The organism is Saccharomonospora iraqiensis subsp. paurometabolica YIM 90007, assembly GCF_000231035.2.
Classification (GTDB): Bacteria; Actinomycetota; Actinomycetes; order Mycobacteriales; family Pseudonocardiaceae; genus Saccharomonospora; species Saccharomonospora paurometabolica.
On sequence record NZ_KI912236.1, the window covers coordinates 64,371 to 81,033 of the forward strand.

General features: G+C 72.0%; 17 protein-coding genes and 1 pseudogene. 6 read left to right on the top strand and 12 right to left on the bottom strand.

What is annotated here, in order from left to right:
- Window positions 1-184, top strand: a pseudogene (locus SACPADRAFT_RS33895) (hypothetical protein); the annotation flags it as partial.
- Here the strand turns inward: SACPADRAFT_RS33895 and SACPADRAFT_RS0211915 are convergent.
- Complete coding sequence (locus SACPADRAFT_RS0211915; RefSeq protein WP_007024341.1) at window positions 177-1,082, bottom strand: DUF8083 family protein; 906 nt, start codon at window positions 1,080-1,082, stop codon at window positions 177-179. The pseudogene SACPADRAFT_RS33895 and the gene SACPADRAFT_RS0211915 sit on opposite strands and share 8 nt — an antisense overlap.
- A gap of 208 nt (window positions 1,083-1,290) precedes the next feature.
- On the opposite strand from SACPADRAFT_RS0211915, the gene SACPADRAFT_RS0211920 reads away from it, so the two are divergent.
- Entirely contained in the window at window positions 1,291-1,476 is a 186-nt protein-coding gene (locus tag SACPADRAFT_RS0211920) for a DUF3073 domain-containing protein (protein WP_007024340.1), read from the top strand.
- 185 nt (window positions 1,477-1,661) lie between these two features.
- On the opposite strand, the gene arfB is transcribed toward SACPADRAFT_RS0211920, so the two are convergent.
- The 7 genes from arfB to SACPADRAFT_RS0211955 all read right to left on the bottom strand — a co-directional run bounded on the left by arfB (window position 1,662) and on the right by SACPADRAFT_RS0211955 (window position 7,263).
- Complete coding sequence (arfB, locus tag SACPADRAFT_RS0211925) at window positions 1,662-2,081, bottom strand: alternative ribosome rescue aminoacyl-tRNA hydrolase ArfB (RefSeq protein WP_028662415.1); 420 nt, start codon at window positions 2,079-2,081, stop codon at window positions 1,662-1,664.
- Between the two features lie 68 nt (window positions 2,082-2,149).
- Window positions 2,150-3,220 (bottom strand): phosphoribosylformylglycinamidine cyclo-ligase, encoded by a 1,071-nt coding sequence (gene purM, locus SACPADRAFT_RS0211930; protein ID WP_007024338.1) that lies wholly within the window; start codon window positions 3,218-3,220, stop codon window positions 2,150-2,152.
- 32 nt (window positions 3,221-3,252) lie between these two features.
- Window positions 3,253-4,842: an amidophosphoribosyltransferase gene (gene purF, locus SACPADRAFT_RS0211935; RefSeq protein ID WP_040924269.1), complete on the bottom strand. Its 1,590-nt coding sequence runs from the start codon at window positions 4,840-4,842 to the stop codon at window positions 3,253-3,255.
- A gap of 72 nt (window positions 4,843-4,914) precedes the next feature.
- Complete coding sequence (locus SACPADRAFT_RS0211940; RefSeq protein WP_007024336.1) at window positions 4,915-5,331, bottom strand: hypothetical protein; 417 nt, start codon at window positions 5,329-5,331, stop codon at window positions 4,915-4,917.
- Window positions 5,315-5,554 (bottom strand): DUF397 domain-containing protein, encoded by a 240-nt coding sequence (locus SACPADRAFT_RS0211945; protein WP_007024335.1) that lies wholly within the window; start codon window positions 5,552-5,554, stop codon window positions 5,315-5,317. Before SACPADRAFT_RS0211945 ends, SACPADRAFT_RS0211940 begins: the two co-directional genes overlap by 17 nt.
- A 286-nt stretch (window positions 5,555-5,840) precedes the next feature.
- Window positions 5,841-6,719, bottom strand: a complete 879-nt coding sequence (locus SACPADRAFT_RS0211950) for a helix-turn-helix domain-containing protein (protein WP_028662416.1) — start codon at window positions 6,717-6,719, stop codon at window positions 5,841-5,843.
- A gap of 160 nt (window positions 6,720-6,879) precedes the next feature.
- Window positions 6,880-7,263, bottom strand: coding sequence for a sterol carrier family protein (locus tag SACPADRAFT_RS0211955; protein WP_007024333.1), 384 nt, complete (start codon window positions 7,261-7,263; stop codon window positions 6,880-6,882).
- Between the two features lie 57 nt (window positions 7,264-7,320).
- On the opposite strand from SACPADRAFT_RS0211955, the gene SACPADRAFT_RS0211960 reads away from it, so the two are divergent.
- The 4 genes from SACPADRAFT_RS0211960 to SACPADRAFT_RS0211975 all read left to right on the top strand — a co-directional run bounded on the left by SACPADRAFT_RS0211960 (window position 7,321) and on the right by SACPADRAFT_RS0211975 (window position 11,342).
- The gene (locus tag SACPADRAFT_RS0211960) at window positions 7,321-7,932 is read left to right on the top strand and encodes a type VII secretion system-associated protein (RefSeq protein WP_028662417.1); all 612 of its coding nucleotides are present in this window, start codon (window positions 7,321-7,323) and stop codon (window positions 7,930-7,932) included.
- A gap of 269 nt (window positions 7,933-8,201) precedes the next feature.
- Window positions 8,202-9,011: a lysozyme gene (locus SACPADRAFT_RS0211965; RefSeq protein ID WP_007024331.1), complete on the top strand. Its 810-nt coding sequence runs from the start codon at window positions 8,202-8,204 to the stop codon at window positions 9,009-9,011.
- A gap of 210 nt (window positions 9,012-9,221) precedes the next feature.
- A complete protein-coding gene (locus tag SACPADRAFT_RS29900) occupies window positions 9,222-10,073 on the top strand; it encodes a hypothetical protein (RefSeq protein ID WP_007024330.1) in 852 nt (283 codons plus the stop codon).
- A gap of 462 nt (window positions 10,074-10,535) precedes the next feature.
- Window positions 10,536-11,342 (top strand): hypothetical protein, encoded by an 807-nt coding sequence (locus SACPADRAFT_RS0211975; protein ID WP_028662418.1) that lies wholly within the window; start codon window positions 10,536-10,538, stop codon window positions 11,340-11,342.
- A 45-nt stretch (window positions 11,343-11,387) separates the two neighbouring features.
- On the opposite strand, the gene purL is transcribed toward SACPADRAFT_RS0211975, so the two are convergent.
- From purL to SACPADRAFT_RS0211995, 4 genes are all read right to left on the bottom strand, one after another.
- Window positions 11,388-13,706: a phosphoribosylformylglycinamidine synthase subunit PurL gene (gene purL, locus SACPADRAFT_RS27305; RefSeq protein ID WP_007024328.1), complete on the bottom strand. Its 2,319-nt coding sequence runs from the start codon at window positions 13,704-13,706 to the stop codon at window positions 11,388-11,390.
- Window positions 13,707-13,746: 40 nt separating this feature from the next.
- Window positions 13,747-14,439: a phosphoribosylformylglycinamidine synthase subunit PurQ gene (gene purQ, locus SACPADRAFT_RS0211985; RefSeq protein WP_007024327.1), complete on the bottom strand. Its 693-nt coding sequence runs from the start codon at window positions 14,437-14,439 to the stop codon at window positions 13,747-13,749.
- The gene (purS, locus tag SACPADRAFT_RS0211990; RefSeq protein WP_007024326.1) at window positions 14,436-14,675 is read right to left on the bottom strand and encodes a phosphoribosylformylglycinamidine synthase subunit PurS; all 240 of its coding nucleotides are present in this window, start codon (window positions 14,673-14,675) and stop codon (window positions 14,436-14,438) included. Before purS ends, purQ begins: the two co-directional genes overlap by 4 nt.
- Before the next feature lie 329 nt (window positions 14,676-15,004).
- Window positions 15,005-16,477, bottom strand: a complete 1,473-nt coding sequence (locus tag SACPADRAFT_RS0211995) for an aldehyde dehydrogenase family protein (protein ID WP_007024325.1) — start codon at window positions 16,475-16,477, stop codon at window positions 15,005-15,007.
- Window positions 16,478-16,663 lie beyond the last annotated feature (186 nt).

Here is a 16,663-nt window from a genome sequence, read left to right on the forward strand (position 1 = left end):
CGCCGGCGCGGCGGTGCTCGCGAGCCTCGGCCGCGGCCGGGGCCTGGTGCTGGGCGGTGGCGACGACGTCGGGGAGCTGCGCGTCAGCGACGAGTTCCGGACCGCATCGGGTTTGGTACCGGACACGACGGCGGAGCCGCCCGGCGACACGGCGGCGGAGCCGCCCGGAGACACCGTCAGTTGAAGCGCTCCCGCGAGGCCAGCTCGCCCCAGTAGTCCCGCAGGTTCTCGAACGCCTCGGTGACCTCCTCGACGGAGTCCCTGCGCAGCGCGTCCAGAATCGCGTGCACCTCGTCGGCCGAGGTGTCGGTGGCCAGCACCGGATCCTCGATCAGCTGCACCAGGCCGCCGTAGTCCAGCTCCACGGCCGAGTTCGGGTGGAAGTTGGCCAGCCAACGCCGGGTCTCGGCGAGGATGCGGGCGGGCCCCTCGTCGCCGAGGACCTCGGAGACCAGCTCCTCGGCCTCGGCGACGCGCTGCCGTGCCTCGCTCATCGCCACCCGCCAGGACACCTCCCTGCTCGGGTCCTCCGGCCCGGATCCGAGCACGATGCGCCGCTCGTCCGGGTCGACGAGGGTGAACCAGGGCAACGGCACCGTCCAGGTCGTGGACAGCACGTGCATCGTGGAACCGGTCAGATCCCGCAACGCGGTGCCGGCGTGCCCGCGCATCTCCTCCTCCGAGACGTCGCCCGCGTCCAGCACCGCCGCACGGAGCGCGGGGTGCGCGTCGTCGAGGAAGCCCGTCAGGGCCGCCGCCGACCGGGCCCGCACCTCGAGTGGGCACACGAGCGGCTCGGTGCCCAGCTCGACCTCGTAGTCCCCGACCGGCACCTCGGCGGGGTCGAGGACGAGGATGTCGGTCAGCCCGGGCAGCGGGCGACCGTCGGAGGTCTCGGCGGGCAGCACCCGGGTGGGGGTCGACAACTGCGACCGGAGCCAGAGCCACTGCTCACGGGCGATCGCGTCACCCGGTGTCATGTCGGCGGTCTCCACCGCCCGCGCGAACTGCGCGTCCGGTGGGTCACCGAACACCGAGATCGGTTCGTACACCCGGAGGTAGGCCGCGAACGGACGAAGCACCCGTGAATCGTGACACGTCAGCCCCGGTGGACGGGCACCGGCTGGTCCACGTCGCCGCCGACGGGATACTGTCAGCCGTCGCACACCGTGCCACGTCGCATGAGCACCCGTCGGCACGGTACGGTGTGTCGAGGAAAGTAAGTCGAGACGACGCGCGGGGCCGCCGTTTTCCCCCGGCCGCCCCGCCCCTGTGCAAGGGGGTCGAGCCATGGGGCGCGGCCGAGCTAAGGCCAAGCAGACGAAAGTGGCCCGGGAGCTCAAGTACAGCGTTCCCCCCACGGACTTCGATGCACTGCAACGTGAGTTGTCGAGCAACTCGTCGAACGACACTCACGAGGACGAGGACCGGTACGAGGACCCGTACGACGACGGGTACGACGACTACCGCCGCTGAACGGTCGTGAGCGCGAGGGTGGGCCCGGACGCCCACCGCCCGGGCCCACCCTCGCGTCCCACGTCCCGTCCCCGGTCCCGGACCGGTACCTGCGCCACGGACCGGTGAGTCCGTGTCCGCACACACCGGCACCGCCCGGTCACCGAGATCACCCGCATCCCGCACACCGGAGACGCGGTCGGCGGCTACTCCCGGTCGATCCCGTCCGACCTGGTCCTCTTGATCTCCGAGCGACGTTTCTTCTCCGCCAGACGGCGCTCCCGGGCGCCCTGGGACGGCTTCGTCGGGCGACGTTTCCGCGGCGGCGGGGCCGCGGCCTCCCGCAGCACGTCCGCCAGCCGCCTGCGCGCGGCCTGCCGGTTCCGCCGCTGCGCGCGGTGTTCGCTCGCCGCGATCGTGAGCACCCCGTCGGTCAGCCGGTGGCCGAGCCGTGCCAGCAGGCGGTCCCGCAGGTCCTCCGGCACGACCGGCGACCGCGCCACGTCGAAGGACAGCTCCACCCGGGACTCCGTGGTGTTCACGCCCTGCCCACCGGGGCCGGACGAGCGGGAGAAGCGCTCGGACAACTCGGACTCCGGGATCAGCAGTCCGCCCGTCACCCGGATCCCGTCCGCCCCGGTCGCCCTCTCCCGTCCGGTCGCCACCGTCGTCACCGCCCTCGGTCCCGCGGTGCTCAGAACCGGGGATGGTCCCCGGTGAGCGACACCCGCGGCTCGTTGTCGTCCTCGGCACGGCGCACGTCGCCGAGCACCCAGGCGGGCACGTGGCGGGCAGTGAGCACGGCCAGCGCCCGGTCCACGTCCTCCGGGGAGACGACGGCGACCATGCCCACCCCCATGTTGAACGTGCGCTCCATTTCGGCGCGTTCCACCCGGCCGCGGCGGGCGATCACCGCGAACACCGGGTCGGGCGTCCACGTGTGCCGTTCGAGGTGGGCCACCAGCCCGGCGGGCATGACCCGCGCGAGATTCGCCTGCAGCCCGCCCCCGGTGATGTGCGCGAAGGTACGGACGTCGGCCTCGGCCGACAGCGCGAGGCAGTCCCGGGCGTAGACGCGGGTGGGTTCGAGCAACTGCTCCCCGAGGGTGCGGCCGAACTCCTCCACGTGCCCGTCCAGCGGCATCCGGGCGACGTCCAGCAGCACGTGCCGGGCGAGCGAGTAGCCGTTGGAGTGCAGGCCGGTCGACCCCATCCCGATGACGACGTCCCCCGGGCGCACCTGGTCGGGCCCCAGCACCTCGGACGCCTCGACCACGCCGATACCGGTCGCCGACAGGTCGTAGTCGTCCTCGGCCATCATGCCGGGGTGCTCGGCGGTCTCACCGCCGAGGAGGGCGCATCCGGCCTGCACACACCCTTCGGCGATCCCGGAGACGAGGGCTTCGACCTTTTCCGGCACCACCTTGCCGACCACGAGGTAGTCCTGCAGGAACAGCGGCTCCGCCCCGGTGACCACCAGGTCGTCCACCACCATCGCCACCAGGTCGATCCCCACGGTGTCGTGCTTGTCGAGCGCCTGCGCGACGGCGATCTTGGTGCCGACGCCGTCGGTCGACGAGGCGAGCAGCGGCTCCTGCCAGCGCCCAGCCTTCAGCGAGAACAGACCGGCGAAGCCACCCACCCCGCCGACCACCTCCGGCCTTCCCGCGCGGGCGGCGTGCGGCTTGAGCAGCTCGACGGCCTGGTCACCAGCGCCGATGTCGACCCCGGCTGCGGCGTACGTGGCGCTCGTGGGCTCGGTCACGAGGCGAACTCCATCCTCACTTCGAAAACGGGCTAGGGGCGCCCGACGGCATCCTCGGCACCGTACTCCCCGGACCCGGTGTGGGCCGATCCCACGTCCCCCGCGCGGTCCGGCCCCTCGGAGGAGGTGTCGCCCCTGGTCACCGACCCGGTGCGAGCCGGTGCGGCGGTGTGGTCCCCGCCGCCGAGGTTCTCCAGGAAGTGCTTGCCGATCAGTTCGTCCTCGGGCAGCGGGATGGGGTACTCGCCGTCGAAACACGCCGCGCACAGCCGGGACGACGGCTGTTCCGAGGCGGCCACGAGACCGTCGAGGGAGACGTATCCGAGCGAGTCCGCGCTGATCGCCCGCCGGATCCCGTCCTCGTCGGCCCCGTTCGCGACCAGCTCGGCCCGGGAGGCGAAGTCGATCCCGTAGAAGCACGGCCAGCGCACCGGGGGCGAGGCGATCCGTACGTGCACCTCCAGCGCCCCGGCCTCCCGCAGCATCCGCACCAGAGCACGCTGGGTGTTCCCGCGCACGATCGAGTCGTCCACCACGACCAACCGCTTGCCCCGGATCACCTCGCGCAGCGGGTTCAGTTTGAGCCGGATGCCGAGCTGCCGGATGGTCTGCGAGGGCTCGATGAAGGTGCGCCCCACGTAGCCGTTCTTGACCAGCCCGGACCCGTACGGGATGCCCGACGCGGTGGCGTACCCGATGGCGGCGGGCGTGCCGGACTCGGGCACGGGGATCACCAGGTCGGCGTCGGCGGGGTGTTCCTCGGCCAGTCTGCGGCCGATGTCCACCCGGGTGGCGTGCACGCTGCGCCCGGCGATCGAGGTGTCCGGCCGGGCGAGGTAGACGTACTCGAACACGCACCCCTTCGGCTCCGGCACGGCGAACCGCTCCGACCGCAGACCGCCCGCGTCAATGGCGATCAGCTCGCCGGGTTCGACCTCCCGGACGAACGAGGCACCCACGATGTCCAGGGCCGCGGTCTCGCTGGCCACGACCCACCCGCGCTCCAGCCTGCCGAGCACGAGCGGTCGCACACCGTGCGGGTCGCGGGCGGCGTAGAGGGTGTTCTCGTCGGAAAAGGTCAGGCAGAAGGCCCCGCGCACGGTCGGCAGCAGGTCGAGCGCCGCCGCCTCGACACCCTTGTCCGCCGCCGCCTCCGCCAGCAGGCCGCAGATCAGGTCGGAGTCGGTCGTGGCGCCCCCGCGCTCGACGACGCCCCGCTCGTGGGCCCGGTCGTGCAGCTCGTGGGTGTTCACCAGGTTCCCGTTGTGCCCCAGGGCGAGCCCGGTGCCGGTGGCGGTGGTGCGGAACGTCGGCTGGGCGTTCTCCCAGCTCCCACCGCCGGTGGTCGAGTAGCGGCAGTGGCCCACGGCCACGTGCCCCTGCAACGACGAGAGCACCTGTTCGTCGAAGACCTGGCTGACCAGGCCCAGGTCCTTGAACACGACGATCCGGTCCCCGTCGGAGACGGAGATGCCGGCGGCCTCCTGGCCCCGGTGCTGCAGGGCGTAGAGGCCGTAGTAGGTCAGTTTCGCGACGTCCTCACCCGGCGCCCAGACGCCGAAGACACCGCATTCCTCACGAGGCTCGGCCTCGAGCTGTTCCACCGGAAGGCTCCCCTGCATACGAGAACGGGCCGCCCCGTCAGTGTAGTGCTCCGGGGGCGGCCCGTTCGCGTGATGTCGCGCTCACACCGTTCACGGGGTGGCGGCGAGCCACTTGGCACGCCCCCTGGTACCGGGCACCCAGCAGCCCCGCGCGCCGCCGGACCGGCGGGGGGCGGATGTCCCGTCCGGCACCTCGGGCAGCGCCAGCAGGGCGTCGACCACCTCGGCCAGCGCGCCGTCCCGGCTCCAGAGGACCGTCCGGGGGGCGAGGATGTCGGCCTCGTCGACCGGCATCCGGGTGGCGTTCACCGCGTCCTCCGCGTCGAGGCGGACGACGTCGACCACGGCACCGTGCGCGCGGACACCGACGATCGTCATGATCTCCCCGCTGTCGTCCCGGGGATGCACGAACCGGTAGCCGTGTTCGATCAGCCGGCCGAGAATCTCCTCGACCTGCCGCGCCTCGGCGGCCTCGTCGGTTCCGGAGAGCTCAGACGGCGAGGTCATCGAACTCACCGTCCTTGACGCCCGCGAGGAACGCGGCGATCTCGGCCTTGGTGTAGACGAGCGCGGGCCCGCGGGGATCACGGGAGTTGCGCATCGCGATCTCCCCACTGCCCAGCGGGGCGACCTCCACGCAGTTGCCCATCGCACCGCTGTAGGCGCTCTTGCGCCACACCACGCCCGCGAGCGACTCCGAGGAGATTCCGTTGTCGACGGTCCTCGCCATGATCCTCACCTTCCCGACTTACACCATTGGAGGATGCATCTGCACGTGCAGTTGATCTTGCAACGCACGGTAGCACGGGGACCGTGCAGATGTGGATGCACGTGCAGGTGCGAGATCACGAAGTCTTCGTCACAGCGTGAACTGAATCACAACGGGCAACCTCCGCGCAGCTCAAACCGCCCTTCCGGGTGACTGTGGACACCGGGGGCGGCCCGCGTCCGCCGTGGCGACGAGCGCGGTGGCCCTCGGCGAGCGCGGTGGCGACGGGGTGGGGGCGCGCCCGGGTTCAGGCCTCGGCGCGCACCTTGAGCAACATCTGCCGGGAGCGGTCCGGGGTCTCGGCGTCCACGGCCAGCCGGTCGAGCGAGCGCCCGACGAGCTCGATCTCGTCCGGACGGTCCAGATAGATGCCGCCCGCGATGTGCTCGATGTAGCCGATGTTCGGCAGTTCGGGCTCGGCGAAGCGCAGCATCGTGAAGGCCCCTTCGGCCGCGTACCCGCTGCGCTCGTAGGGAACCACCTGGATGGTGATGTGCGGGAGAGTGATCATTTCCAGCAGATGGTCGAGCTGGGCCCGGTGTACCCGTCTGCCCCCGATGGGCCGGTGCAGCACCGACTCGTCCAGCACGACCCACAGCCGGGGCGAGTTCGGGCGGAACAGCAGCCGCTGGCGCCGCATCCGTAGCGCCACCCGCCCCTCGGCGGCGGCACTGGCCGTCTCCGGGAGCCCGTGGGTGATCACCGCACGCGCGTAGTCCTCGGTCTGCAACAGGCCGGGGACGAACTGCAGCTCATAGGTCTGGATCCGGGACGCGGCCTCCTCCAGCCCGACGAAGTCGTCGAACCAGCGCGGCATGTAGTCGTTGAACTTCTGCCACCAGCCCGGTTGATTGGACTCCTTGACCATGTCGAGGAACACGGCCCGCTCGTCGGGGTCGGCCACCCCGTACAGGGTGAGCAGGTCCCGGACGTCGCGGTCCTTGAAACCGACCCGGCCGAGTTCGAGCCTGCTGATCTTCGACTCGGACGCCCGGATGTGATAACCGGCGTCGGCACGGGCGATGTCCGCGCGCTCGCGCAGACGGCGCAGCTGGGCACCCAGGATCATCCGGCGCGCGGTGGGCCCGGTCCCCGGTTCCGCCCCGGAGTCGTCGTGCGCAGCCATGCCGCCTTCCATTCCCCACTCCCGAAACGCCGAGCTGATCCGTCGGACGCGCCCGAGCTGTCGTCCGGCCGGTGAATCGTACCGGAGGAATCCGTCCGATCCTCGAAAGTACACCGTGGACCGCCGTGGGCAAAGCCATCGTGGTCGCCCCCGGCTCGCCTCAGGCCCGCACGACCGGCAGCCGGTGTGCCACCTCGGCGGCCCTGGCGCCGGACACGTCGACCCGCCCGGACTCCACCGCCTCCGTCCACTCCAGACGTCCGGTCGCCAGCTCCAGCCAGGTGCGGGCGTCGGTCTCCACCACGTTGGGCGGGGTGCCCCGGGTGTGCCTCGGCCCGGCCACGCACTGGACCGCCGCGTACGGCGGCACGCGCACCTCGACACTGCGCCCCGGCGCCACCCCGGCGAGGGTGCGCAGGCTCAACCGTACGGCGGTGGCCAGGTCGCCGCGGGCGGGCTCGTCCCCCCGTCCGTCCAGCCACGGGGCGACGGCCGCCACCGCCGCACGCAACTCGCCGGGGTCGACGGACCGTGATTTCGGCATGCTCCAACAGTAAGGTGGATGCGCAAAGCCCGTACACGGCACGACGTGGGGAAGCGCATGGCCCGTCGCGACGACGCAGACCGCCTGGTGCCCGAGAGGACCACGGCGACCAGGAAGCCGGAGATCACGCGAGAGATGCGGGCGAACGCGAGAGCGAATCCGGACAGCTGGCTGTACGTGATCGACGAGGCGTTCGACCCGCGGGGCAACGTGCCCTCCTGGGCCGTCGTCGGCGCCTACCCGGTCGATGCGCACGGCGAGGTCGTGGACGATTTCCACTTCAACGACCGGTACCGGCCGTCCCCCCGTGCCCTGGGCTACCCCGACCCGGAGAGCGACCTGGAGCACCTGCTCCAACTGGTGCGGACCGGACACCGCCCCGCGGAGGACCTCGCACCCGCGGTGCTCGACGCGACGCTGTACGTTTTCGCGTACTCCCCGACCCAGCGCACCCTGGTCGGCTTCCACGACACCGAGGGTGACGTGGTGGTGCCGGCCTGCACCAGCCGGTCGCTGGCTCCGCGGGACTGGTTCTGCGCCCGGCCGGTGCGCGGACGGGATGTGGTCGAACTGCTCGCGGGCCATCCCCTCGTCCTCAACCCGGACGACATCGCGACGGCCGTCGTGAGCGCGCACGACCTGGTGCTGGCGCTCGCCCACGACCGCTGAACCCCCGCGTCCGCGACGGCGCCTCACCGACCCGGGGGACCCGGGAGACACCCACAGGGCGTCTTCTCTCGCCCGGGACGGTGACACCCCCGGTGTGGCGGGACCGTTCCCGGCCTGCCGCCGACCACAGTGGGTGGATGGACACGCACCCGACGCGACAGCTCGTTCGTCCCGCGGCACCCGCCACCGGCTCCGGCTCCGGCTCCGGCTCCGGCTCCGGCTCCCGACGGGGGAGACGGTCCCGTCTCCTCCTCGGACTCGTCGTCCCGGTGGTCGCCGTCCTGCTCGGGGGCCACACCCCCGCCACGGCCGGACCGGATCCGGACGAGGGTGCCCCGGAACGGCACGGTCATGCGATGGGCTCGCAGATCGCCCGGGTCGAAGGGGACCACTCGACCGCAAGGTCGCGGGAACGGGCACGCGAGCCCCGGGGATCGAACTCCGACGGCGGCCCGGCGACCGCGACGGTCGACGGCATCGACGTCAGCAGCTGGCAGGGCGAGGTCGACTGGGCACACTGGTGGGACGAGGGCAAGAGGTTCGCCTACGTCAAGGCGACCGAGGGCACCGGCTACACCAACCCGTACTTCGACCAGCAGTACGACGGTTCCTACGACGTCGGCATGATCCGCGGCGCCTACCACTTCGCACTGCCGGACCGCTCGTCCGGCGCGGCGCAGGCGGACTACTTCGTCTCGCACGGCGGCGGCTGGTCCGCGGACGGGCAGACCCTTCCCGGGGCCGTTGATCTGGAGTACAACCCGTACGGAGCCACCTGTTACGGCAAGGACCACGACGCGATGGCCGCCTGGATCCGCGAGTTCCACAACACCTACCACGCCCGCACCGGGCGGCATCCGGTGATCTACACGTCGACCAGCTGGTGGAAGCAGTGCGTGGGCACCGCGCAGAGCTTCGCCGACACCGTGCCCCTGTGGGTCGCCCGCTACGATTCGTCGGTCGGCGAGCTCCCGTACGACTGGGAATACCACACCTTCTGGCAGTACACCTCCAGCCCGATCGACCAGAACGTGTTCAACGGCGCCCACGACCGGTTACGCATGCTCGCCATGGGCTGATCGGCGGTCCACGGCCCGCGGCCTCGCCCCGCGGGCCGGTGCGGCCACGCTGCGCAACGGCCCGATCCCGGTTCCCTCCCGCCACGGTGTCGTGGTGATCCGGCACAATGCCACGGGTCACGTGGTCTGGGGGACCCGGTGCCTCCCGGACGTGCGTCCGACATCCGGAACCGCATACCGGGGCGCCGCCCCACGGAAGGCGAGAAGGTCATGACGTACCCACCGCAACCCGGGCAGCCACCGTACGGACATCAGCCGAACCCGTACGACCAATCCGGCTTCCCCGCTTCCGGCGGGTTCCCCCAGCAGGGCGGCCAGTACCCACCCCCGGCGGGCCCACCGCCGCAGCAGGACCCGTACGGGCAGTACGGGGGTTCGTACGGGGACCGGTACGGCGGCCAGTTCGCCGACCAGCAGGGTTGGTACGGACACCAGCCCGGCTACGGGCATCCCGGATACGGTCAGCCCGGCGACGGTGGGTTCGGTGGGCGACCTCCCGGAGGCAAGAACAGGACCGGTTTGTGGATCGGCCTTTCGGCCGCGGTGGTGGCGGTCGTCGCGTTCCTGATCACCGGCCTCGCGGTGCCCGGATTCCTGCTCGGGGACGAGGAGGACGACACCACCGCGACGGCCGCCCGCGACGACCACAGCGGCGGCACCGGAACGAGCACCGAACCCACCGAACCCACCTTGAGCAGCCCCGCCTTCCCCGGCGTGGAGGAGACGCCGGGCGGGGACGGCGATCCCGCTCCGGCCGCGAGCGGCGAGGCGGGCCAACTCGCGGAACGTTTCCTCGGCGCCCTGCACAGCGGGGACGGCGACGCGGCCCTGGGCCACTTCTGTCCGAACACCACGTCGCTGAGCGAGGAACATGTCAGCGCCGTCGTGAACGGCTCCGCCGAACTCACCGCCACGCCCTCCGGCGAACCGCGGGAGGACGACGTCGCCACCGTCCATCTGTACGACGTACGCGGCACGCTGGACGGGAGCGGGACCTCGGGGCTGCTCTCGATCGTCGACATGCGGGGCGAGCTCTGCGTCAGCACCTTCACCCTGTTCTGAACAACACGACACCGCCGGGGACCACTCCCTCGGCAGGAGGCCGCGCGCATGACCCGACCAGCTGACCCGGACGGATCCGGATCGGACCGGAACGCACAGGACACCCCGCAGTACGGCGCTGACGACCCGATTCCCTCCGGACCGGCGAGGACCGGCACCGCAGGGAGCGAGCCGGAGACAACCGGGACGGAGGGAACCGCCGGGACGGAGGGAACCGCCGAGACGCAGGAACCCGGGGGCCCGGCCTCACCGGCACCGCCCGCCCCGGGTGCATACGGCCCGGACACCGGAGCGCAACCGTCCCCGACCGGTTCCTGGGGAGCAGGCGATGCCCCGTACGTCCCGTATCCGTGGTCCGGCCCCGCACCGCAGGTGGTCCCGCCCGGCGCTCCATCCGAGGTCCCGCCCGGCCCGTCGGGACGGTCCGGGGCGCGGACGGCACTGTGGAGTGCGCTGTCCGCCGTGGCGGGGGCGCTCGTCACGGTGCTCGTCACCGGTTTCGCCGCGCCGGGTTTCTTCCTCGGCCCCGGACCCGACGAGGCGACCGCGGCGGAGCGCCGCGACGCGGCACGGGTGAGCCGCCATGTCGTGCAGTCCCTGAACGACGGTGTCGGCACCACCCTGACGGCGATGGCCTGCCCGGGCGCCACCGACAGCGTCGACGAGGCCCTGGTCACCAGCCACGGATTCGCCGACGTGCGGATCCTCGGCGAGGTGGCGATCTCGGGGAGCACGGCGTCGTTCCGGGCGACGGGCCGCTACTACGAGCAGGACATCGGCCTCACCACCGTCCTCGCCCGCGCGGACGGACAGTGGTGCCTGCACGGGATGACGCTGCAGTACGACTGGAGCGTCGACGAGACGGACGGCACCGGCGACCCCGGGGACACCGACACTCCGGAACCCGGTTCCGGGGCCACCGAGTCGCCCGGGGATTCCGGAGCGGCCGGGGACGACGGCACGGCCGATCCGGACGCCGAGATCCGGTCCCTCGCCGAGGAGTTCGTCGCGGCGCTGAACACGGGGGACGGTGCGACGGTGACGAACCTGTTCTGCCAGGGCGCCCGGACCATGTCCGAGGACGCCGTCAACCGCGCGCTCGGCAATTCCGCACTGGCCGTCGACGGGGTGCTGAAAACCGAGGTGAACGCCCAGGACGTCTACTCCGCGGTGCTCAGCGGAACCGCGGCCGGGTCGGCGGTCAACGGCAGCCTCAGCATGCAGGAACTCGGCGGGGCGTACTGCGTCACCTCGCTGATGTTGCAGTGACCGGTGCCCGCCGCCGCGGGCGGGCCCGGTCGACCGGGGCGACGGTCAGCCCTCGAACAGCGCCGGGAGCGCACCCTCCCAGGCCGCGCGCAGCTCGTCGAGGCCGAAGCTGGCCACGTCCTGGATCTCCAACGCCCCGGAGTCCGGGTCGACCACACCGGCCTTGCGCCACGGCAGGCCCCGCGCGGAGCACATCTCGGTGAACCGCAGCTCCTCGCTGCGCGGCACCGCGACGAGCGCGCGCCCCGCCGACTCGGAGAACAGTTGCACGAAGGGGTCGGCGTCCGGATCGAGCACGAGACGCGCGCCGCACTGGCCGATCAACGCCATCTCCACGGCCGCCTGCGCCAGCCCCCCGTCCGAGAGGTCGTGCGCCGCCGAGAGCATCCCGTCGCGGGAGCCCGCGAGCAGGATCTCGGCCAGCAGCCGCTCCCGCTCCAGATCCGGGACCGGCGGCGTGCCGCCGAGGTGGCCGTGCACGATCCTCGCCCACGCCGACCCGCCGAACTCGTCCCGGGTGTCGCCGAGCAGCAGCAGGCTCTCGCCCGCCTCGTTGCCGATCCCGGTGGGGATGCGCCGCCCGACGTCGTCCAGCACACCGAGCACGCCGACCACCGGGGTGGGCAGGATCGCGCGGTCGCCGGTCTGGTTGTAGAAGCTGACGTTGCCGCCGGTCACCGGCACCTCGAGCTCGGCGCAGCCGTCCGCGAGGCCGTGCACGGCCCGCTCGAACTGCCACATCACGCCCGGGTCGTGCGGGGAACCGAAGTTGAGGCAGTTCGACACCGCGGTCGGCATCGCACCGCTGGTGGCGACGTTGCGGTACGCCTCGGCCAGCGCGAGCCGGGTCCCGGTGTACGGGTCGAGGTGGACGAACCGGCTGTTGCAGTCCGTGGCGACCGCGATCCCGCGGCCGGTCGACTCGTCGATCCGGACCACCCCGGAGTCCGACGGCTGCGCCAGCACGGTGTTGCCGCGCACATAGCGGTCGTACTGCTGGGTGACCCACTCCCGGGAGGCCAGCTCCGGCGACGACACCATCCGCAGCAGGGTGTCCCGCAGCTCGTCCGGAGTGGACGGACGCGGGAGCCGGTCCGGGGTGTTCGCTTGGATGTCGTCCTGCTCCGCGGGCCGCGCGTACGGGCGGTCGTAGACCGGGCCCTGGTGGGCGACGGTGCGCGGCGGCACGTCCACCACCGTCTCGCCGTGCCAGCGCACCACCAGGTTGTCGCCGTCGGTGACCTCACCGATCTCGGTCGCGAGCACGTCCCACTTCCGGCACACCGCCATGAAGTCGTCCACATCGTCCGGACGGACCACGGCGCACATGCGCTCCTGGGACTCGCTGGACAGGATCTCGGCCGGGGTCATGCCCTCGGCGCGCAGCGGAACCCGGTCGAGGTCGACGCGCATCCCGCCGTCGCCGGCCGCGGCCAGTTCCGAGGTCGCGCAGGACAGGCCCGCGCCCCCGAGATCCTGGATGCCCACGACGAGGCGCTTGTCGAACAGTTCGAGACTGCACTCGATGAGGACCTTCTCGGTGAACGGGTCACCGACCTGCACGCTCGGCAGCTTCTTCCGCCCGCCCGCGCTCTCCGCACCCGAGAACGTGTCGCTGGCCAGCACCGACACCCCGCCGATGCCGTCGAGCCCGGTCCGCGCACCGAACAGGATGATCTTGTTGCCGGTTCCCGAGGCGTGCGCCAGGTGCAGGTTCTCGGTGCGCATGGCGCCCACGCAGAGCGCGTTCACCAGCGGGTTGCCCGCGTAGCTCTCGTCGAACACGACCTCGCCGCCGACGTTGGGCAGGCCGAGGCAGTTGCCGTAGCCGGCGATGCCCGCGACCACCCCCGGCAGCACCCGGCGGGTGTCGGCGGCCTCGGCGGGCCCGAACCGCAACGGGTCGGCCACCGCGAGCGGCCGCGCCCCCATCGCGAGGATGTCGCGCACGATGCCGCCGACGCCCGTGGCCGCACCCTGATACGGCTCCACATAGGACGGATGGTTGTGGCTCTCCACCTTGAACGTGACCGCCCAGCCGTCCCCGACGTCCACCACGCCCGCGTTCTCACCGATCCCGGCGAGCATCTTCGCGCGCATCTCCGCCGTGGTGGTCTCACCGAAGTAGGCCAGATGCCGCTTCGACGACTTGTACGAGCAGTGCTCGCTCCACATCACCGAGTACATGGCCAGCTCGGCCTCGGTGGGCCTGCGCCCGAGGATGCCGCGGATGCGCTCGTACTCGTCGTCGGCCAGGCCGAGTTCCCGGTACGGCTGAGCCAGATCCGGGGTCCGCTCGGCGTGCGCGGTGGTGTCGGGGGTGTCGGGGGTCACGGGTGCGGGGTCGGTCTCGGGTGCTGCCACGGTGTCCAGCCTAGTCGGGCGGGTAGGGGATCGATGCGGGTCAGGCCACCGACGCGGGCGTCCGCCCGAGCGCGTCGAGCGCGGAGTAGAACACCCCGAGACCGTCGTCGGACGGACCGGTGAGGGCGTCGATGGCGTGTTCGGGGTGCGGCATGAGGCCGAACACCCGCCCGTCGGCACTCCGGATGCCGGCGATGTCCCGGCGCGAGCCGTTGGGGTTCTCGTCGACGTAGCGGAACACCACGCGGCCGTCCCCTTCCAGCTCGTCCAACGTCGCCTCGTCGGCGACGTAGCGGCCCTCACCGGACTTGAGCGGGACGAGGATCTCGGCGCCGGGTTCGTACCGGGTGCTCCACACCGACGTGGTGTCCTCCACCCGCAGCCACTGGTCCCGGCAGACGAAGTGCAGCTTCTCGTTGCGCACCAGCGCACCCGGCAGCAGGCCCGCCTCGCACAGGATCTGGAAGCCGTTGCAGATACCCAGCACCGGCATCCCGCGGCCCGCGGCCTCCACGACCGGGCCCATCACCGGGGCGAACCGCGCGATCGCACCGCACCGCAGGTAGTCGCCGTAGGAGAAGCCACCCGGCACCACCACGGCGTCCACACCCCGCAGATCGGCGTCGGCGTGCCACAACGGCACCGCCTCCGCGCCGGACCGGGTCACCGCGCGGGAGGCGTCCACGTCGTCCAGCGTGCCGGGGAAGGTGATGACGCCGATGCGCGCACTCACGCCTCGACCCTCCGCACGGTCCACTCCTCGATCACCGGGTTCGCCAGGAACCCCTCGGCGATCCGGGACAGGGTCTCGTCGTCGACGTCGTCGTCGACTTCCAGCTCGAAGTGTTTGCCCTGGCGGACCCCGCCCACGCCGTCGAAGCCGAGGCGTCCGAGCGCACCGGCGACCGCCTGGCCTTGCGGGTCGAGAATCTCGGGTTTGGGCATGACGTCGACGACTACTCGGGCCACGACAGGCTGCTCCTCGATTTGACGCAGTCGATGCGCATCGAGCGTAACCCAGAGGCCGAGGAGCCCCCGACACCCCTCGGCCCCCGGGCCGCCTTCTTCACCCGGCTCTCACATCGGTAGACGCGCAGGAGGAGACCCACGTTGCCCCGCACACCCCGTCCGTATCGATTTCCCCGGATCGGCCGAGCGCCCGGCTGCCGGCGCGACCGTGCGTGGCCGCGCAGGTGACCGTGAAGGGCACTTTTCCTGCGCCGGACGCAGTGAGGGGCACTTTCCCTGCGTTGAGTGCAGGGACAGTGCCCCTCACGACACACCCGGGCCGGCGGCGGTCAGCGGCGGCCGTGCAGGCGGGTGACGAGTTTGCGGATGGCGTCCTCGGTCTTGCGGGTGCGGGCGAAGGTGGTCAGGGCGACCGGCGTGGGGAAGCGTTGGCGCGCGATCGACTTCGGGCGGGCGAACTCGCGCAACCCCTCGGGCCCGTGGATCCGGCCGAAGCCGGAGTCGCCGATGCCGCCGAACGGCAGGGACGCGATGCCCGCGAAGGACAACGGCGCGTTGATCGCGGTCTGCCCGGTGCGGAGTCTGCGGGCCAGCTCCGTCCCCCGGCGCTTGGAGAACACCGTGGAGCCGAGGCCGTAGGTCGAGTCGTTCGCCTTGTCGACGGCCTCGTCCATATCCGCGACGCGGGTGATCGTGACGGTCGGGCCGAAGGTCTCCCGGCACACCGCCTCGGAGTGGTCGGGCACGTCCACCAGCACGGTCGGGCGCACGTAGCGCTCCCCCACGGCGTCCGTCCCGCCGAGCAGGGCCCGCCCGCCCCGGGCGAGGGCGTCGGTGATGTGTGAACGCACCACGTCGAGCTGCGCGGGCATGGTCATCGGGCCGTAGTCCGAACCCGGCTCGACCTTCTTCGCCCGTTCCACGACCTTGTCCACGAGCGCCTCGTGGATGTCGGTGTGCGCGTACACCCGCTCGACGCCCACGCAGGTCTGCCCCGCGTTGGAGAACGCGCCCCACACGGCCGCGTCGGCCGCGGCGTCCAGGTCGGCGTCCGCGTCGACCAGCAGCGGGTCCTTCCCGCCCGCCTCGATGATGACCGGCGTGAGCCGCTCCGCGGCGGTGGCCATGATCTTTTTGCCGGTCTCGGCCGACCCGGTGAAGGCGATCTTGTCCACGTCCGCGCGGGTGAGGGCCGCACCGGTGGCGCCGAAGCCGGTGATCAGGTCGAACACCGGGTACTCGGGGACCGCCTCGGCGAAGGCGTCCACCAGCCACCGGCCCACCCCGGGGGTGTACTCGCTGGGCTTGAAGACCACGGCGTTCCCCGCCGCGAGGGCGTAGCTGATCGAGCCCAGCGGCGTGAACACCGGATAGTTCCACGGGCCGATGACGCCGACCACCCCGAGCGGCTGGTACTCCACGGTCGCCGCCTGGTTCGACATCAGCAGTCCGGGGGAACGGCGCTGCCGCCCGAGCACCTTGCGCGCGTTCCGGGCGGCCCACTCGATGTGCTCGACGGCCAGCACCACCTCGAGCTGGGCGTCGCCCGCGGGCTTGCCGGTCTCGGCGCTGACGACCGCGCACAGTTCGTCCATGCGGCGGGCGACGACACCCTTCCACCGGCGCAGGCGCTCGGCACGCCCCGCGAAGCCCAGCGAGTCCCACCATCCGGCGGCCTCGCGGGCGCGGGACACGGCCGCGTTCACGTCGTCGGCGCTGTGCACCGGATGGGTCCCGACAACGGCGTCGGTGGCGGGGTCGAGGGAGTCGAACGTCTCGACGGCCTGGGCGGTGCTGGTCATACCGACCACCCTACGACCCGGGAGTGTTACTGACAACACGCCAACAACTTCCCGCGGGGTGCGGTCGGGGCGAGACCCACGGTCAGGGCGAGGTCGGGGTGGACCCCGGTGCCGTGTCCGCGACGGGGCCCGCCGCGGTTCCGTCCGGGCAGCCCACCGGCACGGCGGCACGGACCCCCGCCCGCT